The organism is Ruegeria sp. AH7 (assembly GCF_056541325.1).
Genome location: NZ_JBQFYF010000002.1, coordinates 536,419 through 555,895, shown reverse-complemented (window position 1 = coordinate 555,895; position 19,477 = coordinate 536,419). Strand labels below are relative to the sequence as shown.

General features: G+C 58.7%; 21 protein-coding genes. 7 read left to right on the top strand and 14 right to left on the bottom strand.

The genetic code is table 11. The features are described from left to right. The first annotated feature begins 19 nt into the window (after positions 1-19). Positions 20-691: a helix-turn-helix transcriptional regulator gene (locus ACR0JX_RS07345; protein WP_480542697.1), complete on the top strand. Its 672-nt coding sequence runs from the start codon at positions 20-22 to the stop codon at positions 689-691. A 63-nt stretch (positions 692-754) separates the two neighbouring features. Here ACR0JX_RS07345 and ACR0JX_RS07340 read toward each other — a convergent pair whose 3' ends face one another. The 9 genes from ACR0JX_RS07340 to ACR0JX_RS07300 form a co-directional block, all read right to left on the bottom strand. After that, the gene (locus ACR0JX_RS07340) at positions 755-1,936 is read right to left on the bottom strand and encodes a peptidoglycan DD-metalloendopeptidase family protein (protein ID WP_480542695.1); all 1,182 of its coding nucleotides are present in this window, start codon (positions 1,934-1,936) and stop codon (positions 755-757) included. A gap of 64 nt (positions 1,937-2,000) precedes the next feature. Then, positions 2,001-2,651, bottom strand: coding sequence for a protein-L-isoaspartate(D-aspartate) O-methyltransferase (locus tag ACR0JX_RS07335; RefSeq protein WP_353006871.1), 651 nt, complete (start codon positions 2,649-2,651; stop codon positions 2,001-2,003). Next, positions 2,648-3,430 (bottom strand): 5'/3'-nucleotidase SurE, encoded by a 783-nt coding sequence (gene surE, locus ACR0JX_RS07330; protein WP_480542693.1) that lies wholly within the window; start codon positions 3,428-3,430, stop codon positions 2,648-2,650. The genes ACR0JX_RS07335 and surE overlap by 4 nt, the downstream gene beginning before the upstream one ends. Positions 3,431-3,542: 112 nt before the next feature. Continuing rightward, complete coding sequence (locus ACR0JX_RS07325; protein WP_480542691.1) at positions 3,543-4,586, bottom strand: ABC transporter ATP-binding protein; 1,044 nt, start codon at positions 4,584-4,586, stop codon at positions 3,543-3,545. A 121-nt stretch (positions 4,587-4,707) separates the two neighbouring features. After that, positions 4,708-5,757, bottom strand: coding sequence for a methyltransferase domain-containing protein (locus tag ACR0JX_RS07320; RefSeq protein WP_480542689.1), 1,050 nt, complete (start codon positions 5,755-5,757; stop codon positions 4,708-4,710). Positions 5,758-5,853: 96 nt separating this feature from the next. After that, complete coding sequence (locus ACR0JX_RS07315; RefSeq protein ID WP_480542687.1) at positions 5,854-6,966, bottom strand: DNA alkylation repair protein; 1,113 nt, start codon at positions 6,964-6,966, stop codon at positions 5,854-5,856. A gap of 2 nt (positions 6,967-6,968) precedes the next feature. Beyond that, positions 6,969-7,748, bottom strand: a complete 780-nt coding sequence (locus ACR0JX_RS07310) for an SDR family oxidoreductase (RefSeq protein ID WP_480542685.1) — start codon at positions 7,746-7,748, stop codon at positions 6,969-6,971. Positions 7,749-7,803: 55 nt separating this feature from the next. Then, entirely contained in the window at positions 7,804-8,271 is a 468-nt protein-coding gene (locus ACR0JX_RS07305) for a hypothetical protein (RefSeq protein ID WP_480542682.1), read from the bottom strand. Between the two features lie 279 nt (positions 8,272-8,550). Continuing rightward, the gene (locus tag ACR0JX_RS07300) at positions 8,551-8,913 is read right to left on the bottom strand and encodes a SnoaL-like domain-containing protein (RefSeq protein ID WP_480542681.1); all 363 of its coding nucleotides are present in this window, start codon (positions 8,911-8,913) and stop codon (positions 8,551-8,553) included. A gap of 110 nt (positions 8,914-9,023) precedes the next feature. Between ACR0JX_RS07300 and ACR0JX_RS07295 the strand changes: the two genes are divergently transcribed. From ACR0JX_RS07295 to ACR0JX_RS07280, 4 genes are all read left to right on the top strand, one after another. Then, positions 9,024-10,631, top strand: coding sequence for a peptide chain release factor 3 (locus ACR0JX_RS07295; RefSeq protein WP_480542680.1), 1,608 nt, complete (start codon positions 9,024-9,026; stop codon positions 10,629-10,631). A 49-nt stretch (positions 10,632-10,680) separates the two neighbouring features. Next, positions 10,681-11,436 carry a hypothetical protein gene (locus tag ACR0JX_RS07290; RefSeq protein ID WP_480542679.1) on the top strand — a complete coding sequence of 252 codons (756 nt, stop codon included), beginning with the start codon at positions 10,681-10,683 and terminating at the stop codon, positions 11,434-11,436. Continuing rightward, entirely contained in the window at positions 11,433-12,362 is a 930-nt protein-coding gene (locus ACR0JX_RS07285; RefSeq protein WP_480542677.1) for a glycosyltransferase family 2 protein, read from the top strand. Before ACR0JX_RS07290 ends, ACR0JX_RS07285 begins: the two co-directional genes overlap by 4 nt. Before the next feature lie 184 nt (positions 12,363-12,546). Continuing rightward, the gene (locus ACR0JX_RS07280) at positions 12,547-13,905 is read left to right on the top strand and encodes a DEAD/DEAH box helicase (protein WP_480542675.1); all 1,359 of its coding nucleotides are present in this window, start codon (positions 12,547-12,549) and stop codon (positions 13,903-13,905) included. Here ACR0JX_RS07280 and ACR0JX_RS07275 read toward each other — a convergent pair. The 3 genes from ACR0JX_RS07275 to ACR0JX_RS07265 are packed head-to-tail and all read right to left on the bottom strand — an operon-like array spanning position 13,902 to position 15,924. Next, positions 13,902-14,804 (bottom strand): EamA family transporter, encoded by a 903-nt coding sequence (locus ACR0JX_RS07275; protein WP_480542673.1) that lies wholly within the window; start codon positions 14,802-14,804, stop codon positions 13,902-13,904. The two genes, ACR0JX_RS07280 and ACR0JX_RS07275, sit on opposite strands and share 4 nt — an antisense overlap. Before the next feature lie 21 nt (positions 14,805-14,825). Beyond that, a complete protein-coding gene (locus tag ACR0JX_RS07270) occupies positions 14,826-15,728 on the bottom strand; it encodes a fatty acid desaturase (RefSeq protein WP_480542671.1) in 903 nt (300 codons plus the stop codon). Further along, positions 15,721-15,924: a DUF2061 domain-containing protein gene (locus ACR0JX_RS07265; protein WP_480542669.1), complete on the bottom strand. Its 204-nt coding sequence runs from the start codon at positions 15,922-15,924 to the stop codon at positions 15,721-15,723. Before ACR0JX_RS07265 ends, ACR0JX_RS07270 begins: the two co-directional genes overlap by 8 nt. Before the next feature lie 108 nt (positions 15,925-16,032). On the opposite strand from ACR0JX_RS07265, the gene ACR0JX_RS07260 reads away from it, so the two are divergent. Together ACR0JX_RS07260 and ACR0JX_RS07255 are read left to right on the top strand one after the other, a co-directional pair. Continuing rightward, positions 16,033-16,905: a helix-turn-helix domain-containing protein gene (locus tag ACR0JX_RS07260; RefSeq protein WP_480542667.1), complete on the top strand. Its 873-nt coding sequence runs from the start codon at positions 16,033-16,035 to the stop codon at positions 16,903-16,905. An 85-nt stretch (positions 16,906-16,990) separates the two neighbouring features. Next, entirely contained in the window at positions 16,991-17,173 is a 183-nt protein-coding gene (locus ACR0JX_RS07255; protein WP_353006831.1) for a hypothetical protein, read from the top strand. Between the two features lie 6 nt (positions 17,174-17,179). Here the strand turns inward: ACR0JX_RS07255 and ACR0JX_RS07250 are convergent, their stop codons facing one another. Further along, complete coding sequence (locus ACR0JX_RS07250) at positions 17,180-17,941, bottom strand: SDR family oxidoreductase (protein WP_480542665.1); 762 nt, start codon at positions 17,939-17,941, stop codon at positions 17,180-17,182. Next, positions 17,938-19,401: a carnitine 3-dehydrogenase gene (locus ACR0JX_RS07245; protein ID WP_480542663.1), complete on the bottom strand. Its 1,464-nt coding sequence runs from the start codon at positions 19,399-19,401 to the stop codon at positions 17,938-17,940. Before ACR0JX_RS07245 ends, ACR0JX_RS07250 begins: the two co-directional genes overlap by 4 nt. Positions 19,402-19,477 lie beyond the last annotated feature (76 nt).

Genomic DNA, 19,477 nt, shown 5'->3' with positions numbered 1-19,477 from the left:
GCGATCAGAATGGCGTGTCATGCGCCGCACTGATCGCTTGTTCGATATCATCCAGATCCTGCGCGACGGCAAACTACACCGCGCGCAGGACATCGCGGACCGGCTTGAGGTGTCGGTCCGCACGATCTACCGCGATATGGACACGCTGGTGGCTTCTGGCGTTCCGGTCGAGGGCGAGCGCGGCGTGGGCTATATGGTGCGCGAGCAGATCACCCTGCCCCCCTTGAACCTGACCCCGTCCGAACTGGAGGCGCTGAATCTTGGCATGGCCATCGTCGCCGAAGCCGCCGACCCGGACCTCAAAGCCGCCGCCGAGTCCCTGGCCGAGAAAATCGACGCCGTCCTGCCGACGCAGGTCGTAGCCGAGGCCGATGCCTGGAAATTCGCCGTCTACCCCTTTGCCGATGCCGCGCGCGGTTTGGCCCATATGGCCCCAATCCGTGCTGCGATCAAATCACGTCAGAAACTGCACCTGTCCTATCGCCGTATCGACGGCACGTTGACCGACCGCACGATCCGCCCCCTCCATATGGAATACTGGGGCCGCGTTTGGACATTGACCGCCTGGTGCGAGCTGCGCGATGGCTTTCGCGTTTTCCGTATTGACCTGATCAAAACGGTCACGCCCCAGCCCGAACTTTTCACGGATGAACCCGGCAAACGGCTTAGTGACTACGACCCCCACGCGTGATCCCAGCTTCATCTGGCTAAAAATATCCCGGCCGGAGGCATGGCCCGGTACGGGCCATTTGATTCACTGCAGATAGGGCTCTGGGTTAACGGATTCGAACCCTTTGCGGACTTCGAAATGCACATAAGCATTATCCCCACCCCGCAACGCGGCAATCTGCTGTCCACGCTTGACCCGATCACCTTTCTTAACCGTGATATCGTCGACATTGGCATAGACGGTCAGCAAGTCGTTTTTGTGCTTGACCACAATGATCGGCACCTGATCTGCATCTGCAGTGATCGCGGCAACGGTTCCGGCTTCCGCGGCCTTTACAGGCGTGCCCGGCGCAGCTGCGATGTCGATGCCCTCGTTCTTGCCCTTTTCGTAGGTGCGAATGGTTTTGCCCGTCACCGGCAGGGCCAATGCGGAACGGCTTGCGTTGCTGGGGGCCTCTGCTGTTACATCAGGGGCCTCCGGTGCTTCGCTGCGGGGTTCGACCTGTTCGTCCGGCAAGGGTTGCGTGGCGCTCGGGGGCGTTGGTGTTGGGGAGCCTTCTCCTGGCTGCGTAACATTGGTCGCACCCGCCGCTGGCGCTGCCGGAGCGGCCCCGCGAGGAGCTGGCTGGTTCTTGACCGGGATAAGAAGATACTGACCCTCGCGGATTGCGAAATCCGGACCCAGCCCGTTCCACTCGGCAAGCGATTCAACAGGTACTTGGTACAGACGCGAAATCGTATAGGCCGTCTCGCCCCGCTTCACCTTATGCTGAATTGGTTCGGGCCCGGTCGGCGCAGGTGCCGGGGCTGCTGCCGGTTTGGCAGGTTCCAGTGTTGTAGTCTGCACGCCGCCCGTTGCGGGGGCCTGATCGATGGCGGACCCGGCGATCGAGGCGATGTCGACCCCACTAGCCGCACCCACCGAACGCGGCAGCGCGAGGATCTCACCCTCGCGTAGTGTGTCGGTGGTTTGCAGGCCGTTGAACCGCGACAGCTCACCCTCCGGCAACCCCACTCGGGCAGCCACATCACGGACGGTATCGCCGCGTCGGGCAACAGCCACCTGATAATTCGGATAGCTGATGACACCACGCGCATCGGGCGTCGGGCGACTGGCGGTGGCGGATTGCGCCGCCCCTGTGGTCGAAAACCCGCCAATCTGACCGCGCAGGTCATAGTCCAGTGGTCCTTCGCACCCAGCCAATATGGCCAGAGCGGCCACCCCGGTCGCACAACGGCGCATTGCCGATTTGGAAACTGCTCTCATCACGTTTGCCCTCAACACCTGCCCCTGTTTTCCGGGGTTCCGGTGACCAAACTTTCAATACCTGTTATGTCTCATCCTTCCCGAGCCCCTCAAGCAGGGGTACGAAACGGACGGACGACAATTCGTTGTAGTCCAGACCATCCTCAGTGCGCGTGACCTTGATCAACTGCTGCACCGCATCCGACTGTCCTACGGGTAGCACCATAATACCCCCGATTTTGAGCTGCGCCAAGAGCGGTCCCGGAGGGTCCTCTGCCGCGGCTGTCACAATGATCCGATCAAAGGGGGCTTGTTCGGGCAAACCAAAGGACCCATCCGACAGCATCGCCGTCACATTGGTCAATCCCATCTCGCGAAACAGCTGGCCGGTTTCGTTCACCAGCCGCCTGTGGCGTTCAACCGTATAGACCCGTCGCGCCAGTTTCGACAGAACAGCGGCCTGATAGCCTGAGCCTGTCCCGACCTCCAGAACCGTATCGCGTGGGCGCACGTCCAACGCCTGCGTCATCAGCCCCACGACCGAGGGCTGGCTGATCGTCTGACCACAGGCGATGGGCAGTGGCATATCCTCATAGGCGCGATCCGCGAACAGTCCGGTGACAAAGCGGCCCCGATCCACTTGCTCCATCGCAGCCAGCACACGCGCGTCCGTCACCCCCCGTTTGCGCAGGGCAAACAGGAATTGCATGACGGTTTCCGGGTCCAGTCCGCTCATTCGATCGACTTCAACGCCTCTAGCGCATCATAGGCCGTCAGATCCGCCCGCATCGGCGTGACTGAGATATATCCGGCCAGATTGGCCGCCGCATCGGTGCCCGGCTCGGTCGGTTTGTCCTGCGGCCCACCCCGGACCCACAGAAAACGCCGACCCGAAGGTGATGTCTGTGGCTCAACCGTATGGCGTGTCTCGCGTCTGAACCCTTGGGCACAGACCTGAACACCCAGAACCTCATCCGCAGGAACGGGCGGGAAATTCACATTGTAAAACAACCGGTAATCCGTCTGATCCGCGGGGTTGGCCGCCAATATCTTGCGCACCACATCGGTGCCGTGTCGTACGGCGGCCTCAAACGGATCGGCCAGATCCCGGTTGCGCGGGCCATAGTATTGCGACAATGCAATCGCGGGCACACCCTGCAACGCAGCCTCCATCGCGCCACCAATTGTGCCGGAATAGACGGTATTCTCGGCCGAGTTGTTACCCCGGTTGACGCCAGAAAGCACCAGATCAGGCGGCGCGTCTTTCATCACGTCATGCAACCCAGCCAATATGCAATCCGCAGGCGAGCCTTCGGCGGCATAGCGACGCTCGCCCAGCTTGGCCACCATGGTCGGATGCGTATAGCTGATGCAATGTCCGACGCCGGATTGTTCGAATGCCGGGGCCACGACCCAGACCTCGCCATCTGGCCCTGCCACTTCGGCAGCAATCGCTTCAAGCACCGTCAGACCCGGCGCGTTGATCCCGTCATCATTGGTTAGAAGTATACGCATCTGCCCGATCATCCCCACGTTTGGCCCTTGATAGACGGGCCCTTGCGTTGCGGCAAGCAAGGCGCGCACGCATTCTGAGGCTTTCGCGCACCACTTTGGCGGAAACTGAGCGTCAGAGAGGGAAAACGAAGCAGCGATCGCGGCGGATCGTCAGCCACATAACCCGCCCCGGATTGGGGACAAATACATTGGGCACCGTAGCTTTGAGGATCGAACCGTCGTAGTCCATGCGAAACTCGACCAGGCTTTCATTGCCTAAAAAGCGGGCACGTTCAACAACGCCGCGCGCGGCAACCCCTTCGGTGGGCGTGGGCGATGGGCCTTTGCCATTGCGGTCGAAGTCCAGTTTGATGTGCTGCGGGCGGAACACGATCTCGACCTCCGTCCCGTCGGGAATGCCGGGGGCCAGGAACTGACCAAACGGTGTTTCTGCCAGGGCGCCGTTCACATTGGACCGCAAGACATTGACATCGCTAAAGAAGGCCACCGCCTCTTTATCTGCGGGTCGGGTGTAAACGTTGTAGGGCGCGCCCTGTTGTACGATCTTGCCCCGGCGCATGAGCGCAATCTCATCCGCCATCCGCATTGCTTCTTCCGGCTCATGTGTGACCAGCAATACCGCAGCATCTTCCTCTTTCAGGATCGCCAGCGTTTCATCCCGGATACCGTCGCGCAACCGATTGTCGAGCCCCGAAAACGGCTCGTCCATCAGCATGATCCGGGGACGCGGTGCCAGCGCACGGGCCAAGGCAACCCGTTGCTGCTCACCCCCTGACAGCTGATGTGGGTAGCCATCGATAAAGCGCATCAGATCAACTTTGCGCAGCAGCTCTTCGACGCGGGCGCGTTTCTGGTCTTTGCTGCCAGTCAGGCCAAAGGCCACATTATTGGCGACGCTCAGATGCGGAAACAGCGCAAAATCCTGAAACATCAGACCAATTTCACGCCTTTCCGGCGGCACCCGAAACACCGTATCGCATATCAGCTTGCCATCGACGTAGATTTCGCCGGAATCCTGCATCTCGACCCCGGCAATCATCCGCAGCGTGGTTGATTTGCCGCAACCGGACGGCCCAAGCAGACACGTAACCTGCCCCGCCTGTACGCTGAGCGAGACGTCATCCACCACAACCCGCCCGTCGAACCGGCGGGTCATGTTGCGAATTTCCAAACGTGGTGGAGTTGCCTCTGCTGTCACCGATGACCCCGTAACCTTTCCCGATCAAAACCATCGGGCTTGGGCGGGGATAGCAACCCCGCCCCTTGGGCGCAAGGGATCAGCAGCAGCCGCCGGACGCGGGTGCAGCACCGGTTGCTTCAAACGGGCTTTCGCCGCCACAGCCTTCGAAAATGCCATAGTGAGTCGAGAAATCGCCGATAAAGTCGAAATGGCGGGCAAAACGGGTGTCTTCTAGCATCATCCATGTATTGCCGCAGACCGGAAAGACCTTGCCGGCTTCAATCGCGTGATGGTCGTCCAGTTCGAACAGATGGGGCGCGTTGGGGATGGTACCCTTGTAGATCACGGCCTGACCGTAGTCTTCGCAGGCAGGCTCCAGCGCGGGCAGTTTGAATAAACGGTACGTGGCCGACAAAAAGTTCAACGGGGCAACGCGTTCTTCGAGCACCGGGTTTTCGATAGTTAGGGGCCGGTGTGTCACGCGGCGCGGATCACCAAAGCCCGCCTTGCGCGAAATGGACAGGAAATCGTTCCAGTACAAAGCGCCCGACAGGCACTCCCCATACAAAACCTCATCCTCGGCCATGGCTTGCGGGATACGGCGATCCGCATAGACGTCCGAGAAGTACATCTCGCCGCCCTCTTTCAACAACCGATGTGCACCGCGCAAAACCGCCTCTTTATCAGTCGCCAGATTGATCACGCAGTTCGACACGATGATATCGAAAGAGCCCGGTTCCAGATCCAGCTCATCCAGTTTTTCGATATAGCCGTGGTGGAATTCAACATTGCCGGTGGCATAGCCAAAGACCTTGGCGTGGTAGTCCTGATGCGCACGAGCCACATCCAGCTGTTCTTGGGTCATATCGACGCCGACCACGCGTCCGCTCTCACCCACCATCGCAGACAAGGCATAGACATCCCGGCCAGCGCCGCAGCCCAGATCAAGGATATGCATCCCCTCAAGGTCAAGCGGCGCGATCAGGCCGCAGCCGTAGTAGCGGGTCAGCACCTCATCATGCAGTTTCGAAAGGATTTTCTTCAGATGATCCGGCATGTCATCGGGGGTGCAGCAGGCATTGGTCTGCAAATCCGCACTGCTTTGCAGCACTTCGCCATAGTAGTTCTGCACCGATTCATGCTTCATCGCGGATGTCCTCTATTCGATATCTGCCTAGCAGCTAGTTCAACTTTTCGGCCCGGACAATCCACCCGGCCCGACTTGACAAAACTGTGAGAGGTCTCAGCCCAGCAGGTCGAAATCAACACCCGCCCGCACCTTGCCATTCACCTGAATCTCAAGCCGATGTGCACCGGGAACAAGCTGGAACGTGCTCGCGTTGGCCTTTAGCTTATGGCGCTTTTCCAAACGCAACGCCCCGTCCTTCAAAGCAGCTTGTTTCAGCTTGTGCACTTTAGCTGAGGTCTTCCCTCCAGGTCTCTGAAAGTGAATGATATAATCCACAAGAACCGGCTGCGTACCCTGGCCTGTCAGATCCACGGAAAACTCCAGCGCCTCTCCAATCCGCGCGTCTGCCAGCAGTTCAATGGTAACGGCCAGTTCGGCGTCAGGATCATAGCCCAGCATGGCCATCGCGCCCGGATGTCCAGCCTTCACAAGGCCACGCAGCGTGTGTCCGATCATCCAGTCCAGCTCATCCGCGTTCTGCTTGCCCGCCCCTTGCCAGGCCTTGAGCTGCGCCAGAACCAGATCGGGCTGTTTCTTTGAGATATCGTTCAGATGGTTGGCAACCGAGCGGGTGACATAGCGTGTTTTGTCGCCATGCAACCGATCAAGCAAAGGCATAGGATCATTCAGCTCCAACCCAATCGCCTGCCCCCAAGGTAGGCGTGGTCGCGTGCCTTCGCTGACCAATCGGCGGACATGATAGCTGTCATGTGCGCACCAGTCCTGCATCCGGTTCAGAACCAGATCGGGCCAACGATTCAGAAACGGACGGATCGCCCACTCCATGGAAAACCTCTGGGTCAGTTCCTCAAACAGGTCCAGAGCATCCTCCGGCGCGTCCAGCCCAATCGCGGCCACCCATTGGCCCAGGGGGGCAAAGATGAAATCTCCGAAGTCATCATCCATTTTAGTCGGGTCCAACGGTGGCGGCAGCGCGCGCAGGATCACGGGCGCGACGTCGGGCAGTTTACCCGGCAGGGCCGATTGCAGACAATCTGCAATCCAAGTCATGCGCTCTTTCAGCTCCAGCTCGGTGAGGCGAGACATCACCTGCCCATGAAAGGCATCCGCATCAAAAGACGGGTCCGCCTGGGCAAAAAGCCCGGCCAGATACAGGGTTTTCTCATCATTAAACAGCTGATCTTTCAGCGAATATCCTTGTGACATGGCTACATCGTCAAGTTGGTTGCGCCGCCATCCAGCAGGATGTTCTGCCCAACGATAAACCCGGCCTGTTGCGAGCACAGAAAGGCGCAGGTGGCGCCAAATTCAGCCCGCGTGCCATAGCGACGCGCCGGGATTGTTGCGGCCCGCGCAGCTCGTGCTTCGTCGATCGAAATGCTCTGCTGTGTGGCAACGCCGCTGTCGAGCGCATCTGCGCGATCCGTTGCATGAATACCCGGCAGCAGGTTGTTGATGTTAACCCCATGAGGGGCCACCTGCCTTGCCGTCCCCGCCACATAGCCGGTTAGACCGGTGCGCGCGGCATTCGACAGGCCAAGCACGGCAATGGGTGCGCGCACAGATTGCGAGGTGATATTGACCACCCTGCCCCAGCCCTTGTCCATCATCGCAGGCAACAGCGCTTTCATGAAGGCAATCGGTGTCAGCATATTCGCGTCCAGCGCCTTGATGAAATCATCGCGATCCCAATCCGACCACATCCCGGGAGGAGGACCTCCGGCATTGTTGACCAGAATATCGACGCCTTGCGCCGTGTCGATCACCCGGGCCTGCCCTTCCGAGGTTGTCACATCACAGGCGACGGTCTGAACGTTCACACCATACATAGAACGCAACCGCGCAGCCTCGGCCTCCAGCGCATCAACACCGCGCGCATTCATCACCAGATCGACACCGGCCTCGGCCAGCGCCTCGGCACATCCCAGACCCAACCCCTTGCTACTGGCACAAACCAAAGCACGTTTTCCGCGAATTCCTAGATCCATTAACTTCCCCTTTTCGCATCGACCAGCGGTGTCACATAGATTCAGCGCGAAAAGCTCACGCTTTTTCAAGCGATGTCAGTATCTCAGACAATGCGTTGAGTTCAGCGCTCTCGCCTGTCCAGTCACCCTGCTGATACAGATTTTGCACAACCTCCGCACACTGCGTGCTGCTACATGCATCAACGTCAGCCAGTTTCGCTTCATGATCGGCGAGATAAGTCTCGCGGGTATTCAGATGCGCAAGGCGCATATCCAGACTATTGCGTACATCTGGCGTCAGGTCTGCCGAGTATACTTTCAGAAACAATTCCAATTCACTGATCAGTTGCTCGGTCGCGCGACGAGCTGAACGCACCGACCGCAAAACCTGTTTGCGCGCTGAGTCCTTAAGCTCTCCGGTGCTTTGAAAGGCCTGAGCAGATTTCGTGACACGGGTGTCGACCGTTGCAATCCGACGTTGCAACAGAGCGCTTTTCTTCACCAGATCCTCGGCATCCGCTGAAAGACGCTGAGCCTTAGTCATAAGCCTGTCGCGATCGCTTCCATTCCGCTGAGGACCCGCCGAGGTCGAGCCACCTCGCGATAAACCCGGTCGGTCAGGAGGGCCGTGACCCGGATGGGCAAGAACTAAATCTGATTGATGGGCAATGAATATGATAATGGCCATGAATGCCATCGCCAGTTTATTGAAAACACTGCTCATTTCCAGGCTTGGTCCTTGATGATCTGATCTGTTCGGAAAAAGGGTTACTGAATTCGATAACAACGTTTCGCCTGAACAGATCAGAAATGTCGCCCGGCGTCAGTAGAAAAACTCCTCTCTCACGATTTTTCCATTCGCGACGTGATAAATCGCCACTTCGCGCATGTCGAAGCTTTCACCGGTTTCCTTTACTTTGCCCTGGACTTCGAAGACTACGGCAAAACGGTCTTCACCGTGCAGGAATGGATCGCTCACTGACGCGCCCGACACCTCGTGGGCGTTTTCCCACCAGTCATGCTTGCCACCAATGCCATCGAGGCCCTGCGTTTCGCGGCCCATGCCTTGCATATCTTGTGCTTCGACGGATACGGCATCAGGCGCATAAAGCTTGGTCAGGTTTTCCTTAGCCCTGTTCTCGCGGCAGCCTGCAACCAGTTCGTCAGCAATATCTTTCAAATTCATCGGTCAGCTCCATCATTTTGTTCACTATTTGTTCTTTTTGCCACAAGCAGCCGATTCGTGCCACCCCGTTTGTCTTGCCTCGGCGGGTTTCCCCGCCTATACGCGCGCTCATGCTTGATACCGCCTCGAACCAACCTAGCCTGCCGCCCGAGATCGCCCGGCGCCGGACATTCGCCATCATCTCGCACCCGGATGCGGGTAAAACGACGCTGACCGAGAAGTTCCTTCTGTACGGCGGTGCGATCCAGATGGCGGGACAGGTGCGGGCCAAGGGTGAGGCGCGGCGCACGCGGTCGGACTTCATGCAGATGGAGAAGGATCGGGGTATCTCGGTCTCCGCATCGGCAATGTCGTTCGACTACGGGGATTTCCGGTTCAATCTTGTCGACACCCCCGGCCACAGTGATTTCTCGGAAGATACCTATCGCACGCTGACTGCGGTGGATGCCGCCGTGATGGTGATCGACGGTGCGAAAGGTGTGGAAAGCCAGACGCAGAAACTGTTCGAGGTCTGTCGCCTGCGCGATCTGCCGATCCTGACCTTCTGTAACAAGATGGACCGCGAAAGCCGCGATACGTTCGAGATCATCGACGAAATTCAGGAAATGCTGGCCATCGACGTCACGCCTGCCGCATGGCCCATCGGAGTGGGCCGCGACTTCATCGGTTGCTATGACATGCTGCGCGACCGGCTTGAACTGATGGACCGCGCCGACCGCAACAAAGTAGCCGAGAGCATCCAGATCGACGGTTTGGACGATCCTAAACTGGCGGAACACGTGCCCGAACACCTGCTGGAGAAGCTGCTGGAAGAGGTCGAAATGGCGCGCGAGTTGCTGCCTGCGCTCGACCCTCAGGCGGTGCTTGAGGGGCATATGACCCCGATCTGGTTCGGCTCGGCGATCAACTCGTTCGGAGTGAAGGAACTGATGGAAGGCATCGGCGCCTATGGCCCGCAGCCCCAGATCCAATCGGCTGAGCCACGCCAGATCTCCCCGGACGAAAAGAAGGTCGCCGGTTTTGTCTTCAAGGTGCAGGCCAATATGGACCCAAAGCACCGCGACCGGGTGGCCTTTGTGCGCATGGCCTCGGGGCATTTCAAACGCGGCATGAAGCTGACCCATGTGCGGTCGAAGAAGCCTATGGCGATCTCGAACCCTGTGCTGTTTCTGGCATCCGACCGGGAACTGGCCGAAGAAGCCTGGGCCGGCGATATCATTGGCATCCCGAACCACGGGCAACTGCGCATTGGCGATACGCTGACCGAAGGCGAAGCGATCCGCGTGACCGGTATCCCGTCCTTTGCACCGGAACTGCTGCAGACCGTCCGTCCAGGCGATCCAATGAAGGCCAAGCATCTGGAAAAAGCCCTGATGCAGTTTGCCGAAGAAGGTGCGGCCAAGGTGTTCAAACCCTCGATCGGCTCTGGCTTTATCGTCGGCGTCGTTGGCGTGTTGCAGTTCGAAGTGCTCGCCAGCCGGATTGAGATGGAATACGGCCTGCCTGTGCGGTTTGAGGCGTCTCAGTTCACCTCGGCCCGCTGGGTCAGCGGTGAGAAACCCGAGGTTGAAAAATTCGTCAACGCCAACAAACAGCACATCGCTCATGACCACGACGGCGACATTGTCTATCTGACCCGCCTGCAATGGGATATCGACCGCGTCGTGCGTGACTATCCGGCGCTGAACCTGACGGCCACCAAAGAGATGATGGTTTAAGACAAAGGGTTGATTGCACAGCAGACTCAGGCTGTGCAATCCTGCAGGCATGAGCGATGACGATCTGACCTTTCCCGGCGGCCTACCCGACATGCTGGATGGCTATGACAAGCGCCGGACCCCGTTTGAGTTCGGCGCGAACACGCTGCCCCCGCTGGAAGCAGACCTTGAGGCTCTGGCCGGACAAACCGTTCTGCAAAGCGCAACCGAATTGCCGCCCTTGGACATCCAGTCATCTTGGGATCGCAAACGCGTGAAAATCGCGGAAGAGTTCATAGGACGGTCAGAACTCGCCTTTCTGAACGCCCAACTGGTTGCAAATCTGCGCAAACGGTCGTTCCCGCGCCAGGCCCCCGATCTGTTTCAGCGGCTCTGGGCTGAACAATCCGAGCATCTTCTGGCAGCGCTGGACCTGCGCTGGCTCGTCTCCTCGGTCCAGACCTTCGCCGATCACGGGCAAACCCAAACACAGCGCGAGGTCGGGCAGGCCCTGCGCATGCTGTTTGGGTTGATGAAGATTTACGAATACGAACGCCTGTTTTCCGGCACGGCGCCGGAAACTGCCTATGGATCGCGCAACAAGAACCACACGCCTTTGCCGCTGCAGATGAAATCCTTTTCGTTGGATTCCGGCGGGCTGGATACCAATCTGATCGCGCCTATCTGGACCAAAGCCCTGAATGACCCGACAATCGCGCCGCTCGCCGATCACTTGCTGAGCGCGTTAAACGCCGATCCCGGCACCGTGTTCCGTCGACTAAAACACATGCGCACCCGCCGCGCGACGCTGCGGTCCCGCACATGACCCGTTGGGGTATCGTCTCGATGGTACGTGGCCGGGCCGAGGATATCCTCGGCTTTGCGGCGCATCACCTCGGTCTGGGGGCCGATCGGCTCTACATCTTTCTGGACGAACCGAACCCGGCTGCCTTTCAGGCGCTCAGCCAGCATCCAAAGGTGCAGGTGCAGTCGTGCGATGATGCATTCTGGTCAAAACGCACGCGCGGACGCCCGGACAAGCACCAGATTCGCCAGACCTTTATCGCGACCCATACCTATCGACGTGCGGATTTGGACTGGCTGGCCCATATCGATGTGGATGAGTTTTTGTGGTCGTCAGTGCCGGTCGCGGATGTGCTGGCTACAGTCCCGCAAGATATCCCTGCGGTCCGCGTGCGGCCGTCAGAGGCGATGTCAGGCGGCGATGACCTCTATAAGGCGCATATCCCCAAAAGCCCCACCCGCGAGGCGCTTGTGCAAGAGATCTACCCAACATACGGCGCCTTTGTGCTGGGCGGGTTCCTGAGTCATGTGCAGGGAAAGTTGATCGTGCGTACAGGGCTGGAAAACCTGAGCTTTCGGATACACAACCTGTTTCAGAACAAGAAACTGCTGCCCTGCAAACACGAGCAGCCTCAGTTTGAGCTCTGCCACCGTCACGCACCGGATTGGGATCACTGGATCGCGCATTATGATTTTCGGATGACCAGAGGGTCTTACCAACCCGGCATGTCGCCCAACGTACCGCGCGAAAAAGGTGGCTTGAACAAGAATGAGTTGTTCAGCTGGATCAAGGACGAACAAGGCATGGACGGTCTGCGCGCCTTCTATGCCGAGATCAGCGGTCAGGACCCTGACGTGCGCACGCGGTTGGAACGTTACGGCCTGATCCGGCACAGGCCATTGAACCTGAGCCAGAAAATCGCAGAACATTTCCCCGGAAGTGGCTGAATTGTTGCGTAGAATCCCGCATTGACGCCTTGCATGTGCGACAGGCTGGTCTTTGTTTGACCCTGACCTACCTTTTTGTTATGTCCGCGCCCAAGCCGAAATGCGCAAAAAGCGCATGGCCATCCGGGCCCGGCATTTTTCAGACGCGCGGGCCAGGTCAAGTGTCCGCATGAACCGGACATACATGACAAAGTTTAACGAACTGAACCTGAACCCGAAGGTCCTCAAAGCCATTGAGGAAGCCGGATACGTAAGCCCCACTCCGATCCAGGAAGGCGCGATACCACCTGCGCTTGAAGGGCGCGATGTTCTCGGGATTGCTCAGACTGGTACGGGCAAGACCGCCAGCTTCACGCTGCCTATGATCACCCTTCTGGCCCGTGGCCGCGCCCGTGCGCGCATGCCGCGCTCGCTGGTTTTGTGCCCGACGCGTGAGTTGGCCGCGCAGGTGGCTGAAAATTTCGACACCTATGCCAAGAATGTAAAGCTGACCAAGGCGTTGCTGATTGGCGGTGTCAGCTTCAAGGAACAAGATGCGCTGATCGATCGGGGCGTTGACGTTCTGATTGCAACTCCGGGCCGTTTGCTGGACCATTTCGAACGCGGCAAGCTGCTGCTGACCGGCGTGCAGATCATGGTGGTGGATGAGGCCGACCGGATGCTGGATATGGGCTTTATCCCTGATATCGAACGCATCTTCTCGCTGACGCCATTCACGCGCCAGACGCTGTTCTTCTCGGCCACCATGGCCTCCGAGATTGAGCGGATCACCGACACGTTCCTGTCCGCCCCCGCCCGGATCGAGGTTGCCCGCCAGGCCACCGCGTCCGAGACCATCGAACAGGGTGTCGTCATGTTCAAAGGCGGTCGCCGGGATCGCGAGGCCAGCGGCAAACGCAAGGTTCTGCGCGCGCTGATCGACGCCGAAGGTGACAAGTGCACCAACGCGATCATCTTCTGCAACCGCAAGACGGACGTGGATATCTGCGCCAAGTCACTGAAGAAATACGGCTATAACGCCGCTGCGATCCATGGCGATCTGGATCAGTCACAGCGGATGAAAACGCTGGATGGCTTCCGTGATGGGTCTTTACGCCTGCTCGTGGCCTCTGATGTCGCCGCACGCGGCCTGGATATTCCGTCGGTCAGCCATGTGTTTAATTTCGACGTGCCCGGTCATGCCGAAGACTATGTTCACCGCATTGGCCGTACAGGCCGAGCCGGACGCGAAGGCAAGGCCGTCACGATCTGCTCGGGTCGTGACGAAAAGGCTCTGGATGCGATTGAGAAGCTGATCCAGAAGGATATTCCGCGTATCGACAATCCGGTGAAGGAAGAGCCCAAGCCAGAGGTGTCAAAGCCCGAGAAAAAGACCAGATCCTCAGACGACAAAAAGCACGACCGCAAGAAGGATGAGCGCAAGCAAGACAAGCCTGCCAAAGGGCGTGGCCGTCGGGACGACCATGGCCCAAAGGTTGTCGGCATGGGCGACCATCTGCCCAGCTTCATCGCGCTCAGCTTCGACGAGCGTCGCGCCAGCTAGATCGCCAGCACCAGCGCCAGTATCGAGATACCCAGCAAGCCCATCCCGGCGATTTCGCGCCGGCTGATTGTCTCACGGAAGAACAGGATCGAAGCCAAAAGGCTGAGGATTAGCTCTACCTGCCCTAGTGCTTTGACATAGGCCGCGTTCTGCAGCGTAAAGGCCAGAAACCAGCAGAACGACCCGCCTAGGCTGGTCAATCCAACGAAGACGCCGGTAGATCGTGTCTCCCAGACGGCCAGCAACTCGGCTCGATCCCGCCAGAGCAGCCATAGCCCCATGCTGAGAAACTGAAACGTGACCACCGCCGCCAGAGTGATCAGGGCGCGGAACCACGCGTCGATGTCACCAAGCTCCAGTGATGCACCGCGATAACTGACGGCCGAGAATGCGAACAGAACGCCTGAGCCAAGGCCAAGTTGCGACGCGCGGTTGGTCAAATGACGCCACCACGCTCCGTCCCCGCCCGGTGTTTTGGACAGCACCAGAACCGCCAACAACCCCAGCAGGATCGCACCAAGCGCCCCGGCAGAAACCTCATCCCCAAGCACCAGAAACCCGACGATTGCCGTTTGAATCACTTCGGTTTTCTTAAAGGTGATCCCAACTGCAAAATTGCGTTGTTTGAACAGGGCCACCACGCAGATGGTCGCCAAAATCTGCGCCGTCCCGCCAATGGCTACGAATAGCCAGAACTGTGCGGTCAGGGATGGTATCGCAGCCTGCGTCACCCACAGCGTGACGAGCAGCCCTAAAACCGCCAATGGCATCGAATAGGCAAACCGTGCAAAGGTTGCGCCGGCGGCGGATAGTTTCACGCTGCTGAGCGACTTCTGCAGCATGAACCGCACCGTCTGGAACGAAGCGGCGGCGATGGTAACGGGAATCCATAAACTCATGGCGTCCCTTCTGTCGTGAAATCAGGGCTTTGGCCAGAGCGGATGCGCCACCGGATCTTTCGCGCGCCAGAAGTATTCTTTGAAAATCTGCGCGTATGAGCGATAGACATAGGCTTCGTTGCAAGCCTGATATCGGTCTTTCCCTGCCTGATAGAGTGCAGGCAGACGGTACCATGGGGCCGAAGGGTTCATGTGATGAACAACGTGCAGGTTGTTGTTCAAAAACAGAAAGGCTAGCAGCCCGCGGTCTTCGACAATCACCGTCCGAGCGCGAGATTTCTCATGCGCACGGTGTTCCAGAAAGGTCCGGATTTTGACCAGACCCAGCCCGATGTAGGCTGATAGGACAAAGGCCCAGATCGGCATCGCCGATTGCGCGACCACCCACAAAACCACCGCTACGCCGGGGATATGCATCGCCCAAGCCAGAAGTATCGCTCGGTCCCCTCGGATCATCCCCTGCCATTCATCGCGCAGAAACATTACTTGTCCGATTGCGGGTCCCAGCACGATCCGGCCCAGAAGCGTATTGTTGGTCACAAACAGCCGCTTTTGCCACCACGACAATCGCGCCCAAACTTTAGGGTCCAAATAGTTCGTTTCGGGGTCGTCATAGGGGTCTGTCAGGTTGGCATCCTGATGATGCGCCAGATGCAGATCGCGGAAGCGGTTAAAGGGGATGAACAAAGTCAGCGGCAGGGTCATCAGCGCCTCGTTCAGCCATTTGGCGCTAAACGGATGCCCATGCAATGCCTCATGCGTCAGTGAGGAATGCAAGGCAGCAACCAGACCTAAGGCCGGGATGGCCAGCCATAGGGACCAGGCGGCCAGCCAGAACAAACCCGCCAACCAGGTGGCGTAACAGGCTACAATCAGCGCAAATGTCCCCCATTCAGGCGTTTTAGGCAGCGTTGGTTCAGCCATTGCGGCCCCACGTAATCCCTGCCCAGACCCGTTCATACGCGACATACATCGTCACACCGATGGCCGTATTGACCAGTGCCAACGCGCCGCCAACAGCCGCTGACCCGGTGGCTATCAGACCGACCACAGTCATGACCGCCAACCCCATCACATTCCAAATCAGTGCCTTCACGACCGATCTTTGCCGCGTCTCCATTCCGGACCCCGTTTTTATTGTTCTCACAAAAGCGTTACCTACGGGGTGGCCTGTTGGGAATTCTGAATATGATTAACAAAATTCATCAAATGTGATATTTTCGAACACATGGATGAAAAACTCGACAAACGCGTGCGCGCTGCGCAGTTTCGCCTACGCTTGGCCCGCGCGATGGAAGACCGCCAAACCAGCCAAAGCGCCCTGGCCCGCAGCATTGGCGTGGACCGGTCTACCGTCTCGCAACTGCTGGCGGATGACGGCGCGCGCCTGCCCAATGCCCATGTGATTGGTGGCTGCGCAGCAGCACTGGGGGTTTCGGCCGATTGGCTTCTCAGCCTATCAGACCGACCCGAAAGCGCGGCGGAACTGTTGGCCGGGTCCCTCAGCATGACAGAGGCCCCGCGCGCATTGGTGGATGAGCGGATTTTCCAATGGCATCAAGAGGCTGCGGGCTACAAAATCCGCTATGTCCCGGCCACCCTGCCCGATATGCTCAAGACCCGCGCCGTGCTGGAATGGGAATACGCCCCGCATCTGGGCCGCACGGCGGATCAGGCAATTGGGGCCTCCGAGGATCGGCTAACATGGATGCGCAGTGCGCAATCGGACTATGAGATCGCAATGCCCTTATTCGAAATCCGCAGCTTTGCCCTTGGTGAAGGCTATTACGAAGGCCTACCGCTGGAAGTTCGGCTGGAGCAGATCGACCATCTTCTGGCTTTGTGCGCGCAGCTTTACCCGCGTCTGCGTATCTATCTGTTTGACGCAAAACGTTTGTATTCTGCGCCGGTTACGATCTTTGGCCCACTACTGTGCGTCTTCTATGCCGGCAGCCATTATATGGCGTTCCGCGACCGGGATCGGATCGAGGTGTTTACCCGCCACTTCGACACTTTGATCCGAGAAGCCGATATGACCGCCCGTCATTTCCCCCAGCATCTGCGCGAATTGCGGGCCGAAGCTGAAAAGGCAACTGTTTAAGGGAATCCCCCAATCGTGCGATCCGACTGGCCGTGTAGTATAGTGACTGCGCGAACCCTCAGACATTCCACGGAGGATGACCGAAATGGACGCACTCAAAACAGCGCAATATGCACGTGCATTGTACTCGGTTCATGGAGACCGGGCCGAGGCGGAAGCCGCTCAAAAGATGCGCGAATCTGAAGCTGCTGGAAACGCACAGCAAGCCAAAGACTGGCAAGCCGTCCGCAGCACGATCCGCCAGATCAGAGGCCCGAATCAAGGCTGATCCAAGTCAGAGTTTCGGGTCGGGATTGACCGTATGTCCGTCCACGGCGATGACCTGACCCGAAACCAGCCGTGCCGCATCCGAGGCCAGAAATACCGCCATATCAGCAATATCCCGCGCTTCAACAAAACGACCCATCGAGGTGCCCGAAGCATAGCCCTCGTAGACCTGATCGCGCGTCATGCCCTTGGCGGCGGCCTCGCGCTGCAAGACCCCTTCCATGCGTGGACCTTCGACAGAACCGGGGCAGATCACATTGCAGCGTATACCGTGCGGGCCAAGCTCCATCGCCAGCGTCTTACCCAATCCAACCATGGCCCATTTCGCGGCAGCATAGGGCGAACGGTTCGGATAGCCATACTGTCCAGCCGTCGATGACGTGATCAAAACAGCCCCTTGCGTTTGTTTCTTGAGCATCGGAACGGCGTATTTCGAACACAAAAACGCCCCTTCAAGATTGACCGAAAGACAATTTTTCCAATCACTTAAAGACACATCCTCAACCAAGGCCGTTGGCCCGGCAACACCTGCGTTAGCACAGAGGACATCCAGCCCGCCCCACGCCTTGGTAATCTGGTCGAACAAATCAGCCACCTGCGCCTCATCCGAGACATCGGTTTTGCATGTCTGCCAGTTTTCCGGGCAGCTATTCAGCGCCGCATCGTCGATATCGACAACCCAGACCTGTGCTCCTGCTGCATCAAATGCCTCGGCCATCGCGCGCCCGACGCCCGAGGCACCCGCCGTGATCAGAACCCGCTGCGTCATACGGGTTTCCGGATCGCGGCACCTGCCCCCTCGGGATAAGGCAGATCGGCTTGCGCCTGGGTAATCCGCGCCATCGCATCCTCGATCTGATCCGAAGGTGCTGAGGGGCGTCGTGTTTCAAGGTCGACATGCAACAGGAAACTCTCGCCCGTCGCCAAAAGCTTGTCGCCCTCATACATGCTGTGGAACACGTGAAGTTTCTTGCCTTGGCCCAACAGCATCTGGGTGCGCACTTCGATCCGGGCTCCGGCATGGGTTTCGTCCAGATACCGGATATGGTTCTCGGCGGTGAAGTAGCTTCCGCCGGAGGTGATGTACTCCATGTCACATCCGATGATTTCCATGAAGCGGTCCGTGGCGGCGGCAAACGCCTCCAGATACTTCGCCTCATTCATATGGCCGTTATAGTCGGTCCAGTCCAAAGGAACCGCGCGCGACAGGGTCAGGATCGGCTGGCTCAGGTCAGCCTGATCCAGTGTCGGCAAAGCACCGGGTTTCAGCGCCGCGTCGTGCTGGTTTAGAACGGCCCCTGCGCCGTAATTTTGCGCCTTAAGCGCGCGCATCATGCCGACAAGGTTGTTATCGCGGATACGCTCCAGCTCACGGATCGAGTGCATCCCCGACTGCGCATCGGACTGATCGGCAATCAGATCGACCAATTCATCGGTAAACTCAGGCACGTCCATGAGTTTGGTCCAGGGCCATTTCAGCGCGGGCCCAAACTGCGCCATGAAGTGCCGCATGCCAGCTTCGCCACCTGCCACGCGATAGGTCTCGAATAGTCCCATTTGCGCCCAGCGAATGCCAAAGCCCATGCGGATGGCCTCGTCGATCTCTTCGGTTGTGGCGATACCATCCTTGACCAGCCACAGCGCCTCGCGCCAGACCGCCTCCAGGAAACGATCCGCGATATGCGCGTCGATCTCTTTTCTGACATGCAGCGGGAAGAATCCGACCGATGTCAGTACATCCTTGGCCTTGGAAACCATCTCGGGCGGGTTCTTGTCGGTGGGCACCAGTTCGATCAATGGCAGCAGATAGACCGGGTTGAACGGATGCGTCACCACGATCTGCTCGGGGCGCAAGGCGTCGTCCTGCAATTCCGAGGGTTTGAACCCGCTGGTCGACGAGCCGATGATCGCCTCAGGATCACAGGCCTCTTGTAGGCTTTTGTAAACCTTCAGCTTAAGGTCCAGCCGCTCTGGCACGCTCTCTTGAATCCAAGTGGCATCCCGAACAGCCTCCGCAATGTCCGCATGAAACGTCAGCGCGCCTTCAGGTGGCAGCGGCACATCGCTCAGCCCCGGCAACGAGCGCCGTGCATTGTCCAGAACCTCACCGATTTTACGCTCGGCCTCGGGGTCCGGGTCAAACACACGCACGTCCCAGCCATTCAGCAAGAACCGCGCGGCCCAGCCGCCGCCAATAACTCCGCCACCAATGATCGCTGCGGTTTTCATTGCCCTGTCCTCCAAATTTCCCGCCGGGTTCGCACCCCGAACCCGGCCGCGCCCGACCCTCCCCACGGGAGGGCGC

Bases quoted from the DNA above. Each gene is read 5' to 3' on its own strand.
- ACR0JX_RS07345 (WP_480542697.1), top strand. From the start codon at position 20: ATGCGCCGCACTGATCGCTTGTTCGATATCATCCAGATCCTGCGCGAC.
- ACR0JX_RS07340 (WP_480542695.1), bottom strand. From the start codon at position 1,936: ATGAGAGCAGTTTCCAAATCGGCAATGCGCCGTTGTGCGACCGGGGTG.
- ACR0JX_RS07335 (WP_353006871.1), bottom strand. From the start codon at position 2,651: ATGAGCGGACTGGACCCGGAAACCGTCATGCAATTCCTGTTTGCCCTG.
- surE (WP_480542693.1), bottom strand. From the start codon at position 3,430: ATGCGTATACTTCTAACCAATGATGACGGGATCAACGCGCCGGGTCTG.
- ACR0JX_RS07325 (WP_480542691.1), bottom strand. From the start codon at position 4,586: ATGACCCGCCGGTTCGACGGGCGGGTTGTGGTGGATGACGTCTCGCTC.
- ACR0JX_RS07320 (WP_480542689.1), bottom strand. From the start codon at position 5,757: ATGAAGCATGAATCGGTGCAGAACTACTATGGCGAAGTGCTGCAAAGC.
- ACR0JX_RS07315 (WP_480542687.1), bottom strand. From the start codon at position 6,966: ATGTCACAAGGATATTCGCTGAAAGATCAGCTGTTTAATGATGAGAAA.
- ACR0JX_RS07310 (WP_480542685.1), bottom strand. From the start codon at position 7,748: ATGGATCTAGGAATTCGCGGAAAACGTGCTTTGGTTTGTGCCAGTAGC.
- ACR0JX_RS07305 (WP_480542682.1), bottom strand. From the start codon at position 8,271: ATGACTAAGGCTCAGCGTCTTTCAGCGGATGCCGAGGATCTGGTGAAG.
- ACR0JX_RS07300 (WP_480542681.1), bottom strand. From the start codon at position 8,913: ATGAATTTGAAAGATATTGCTGACGAACTGGTTGCAGGCTGCCGCGAG.
- ACR0JX_RS07295 (WP_480542680.1), top strand. From the start codon at position 9,024: ATGCTTGATACCGCCTCGAACCAACCTAGCCTGCCGCCCGAGATCGCC.
- ACR0JX_RS07290 (WP_480542679.1), top strand. From the start codon at position 10,681: ATGAGCGATGACGATCTGACCTTTCCCGGCGGCCTACCCGACATGCTG.
- ACR0JX_RS07285 (WP_480542677.1), top strand. From the start codon at position 11,433: ATGACCCGTTGGGGTATCGTCTCGATGGTACGTGGCCGGGCCGAGGAT.
- ACR0JX_RS07280 (WP_480542675.1), top strand. From the start codon at position 12,547: ATGACAAAGTTTAACGAACTGAACCTGAACCCGAAGGTCCTCAAAGCC.
- ACR0JX_RS07275 (WP_480542673.1), bottom strand. From the start codon at position 14,804: ATGAGTTTATGGATTCCCGTTACCATCGCCGCCGCTTCGTTCCAGACG.
- ACR0JX_RS07270 (WP_480542671.1), bottom strand. From the start codon at position 15,728: ATGGCTGAACCAACGCTGCCTAAAACGCCTGAATGGGGGACATTTGCG.
- ACR0JX_RS07265 (WP_480542669.1), bottom strand. From the start codon at position 15,924: ATGGAGACGCGGCAAAGATCGGTCGTGAAGGCACTGATTTGGAATGTG.
- ACR0JX_RS07260 (WP_480542667.1), top strand. From the start codon at position 16,033: ATGGATGAAAAACTCGACAAACGCGTGCGCGCTGCGCAGTTTCGCCTA.
- ACR0JX_RS07255 (WP_353006831.1), top strand. From the start codon at position 16,991: ATGGACGCACTCAAAACAGCGCAATATGCACGTGCATTGTACTCGGTT.
- ACR0JX_RS07250 (WP_480542665.1), bottom strand. From the start codon at position 17,941: ATGACGCAGCGGGTTCTGATCACGGCGGGTGCCTCGGGCGTCGGGCGC.
- ACR0JX_RS07245 (WP_480542663.1), bottom strand. From the start codon at position 19,401: ATGAAAACCGCAGCGATCATTGGTGGCGGAGTTATTGGCGGCGGCTGG.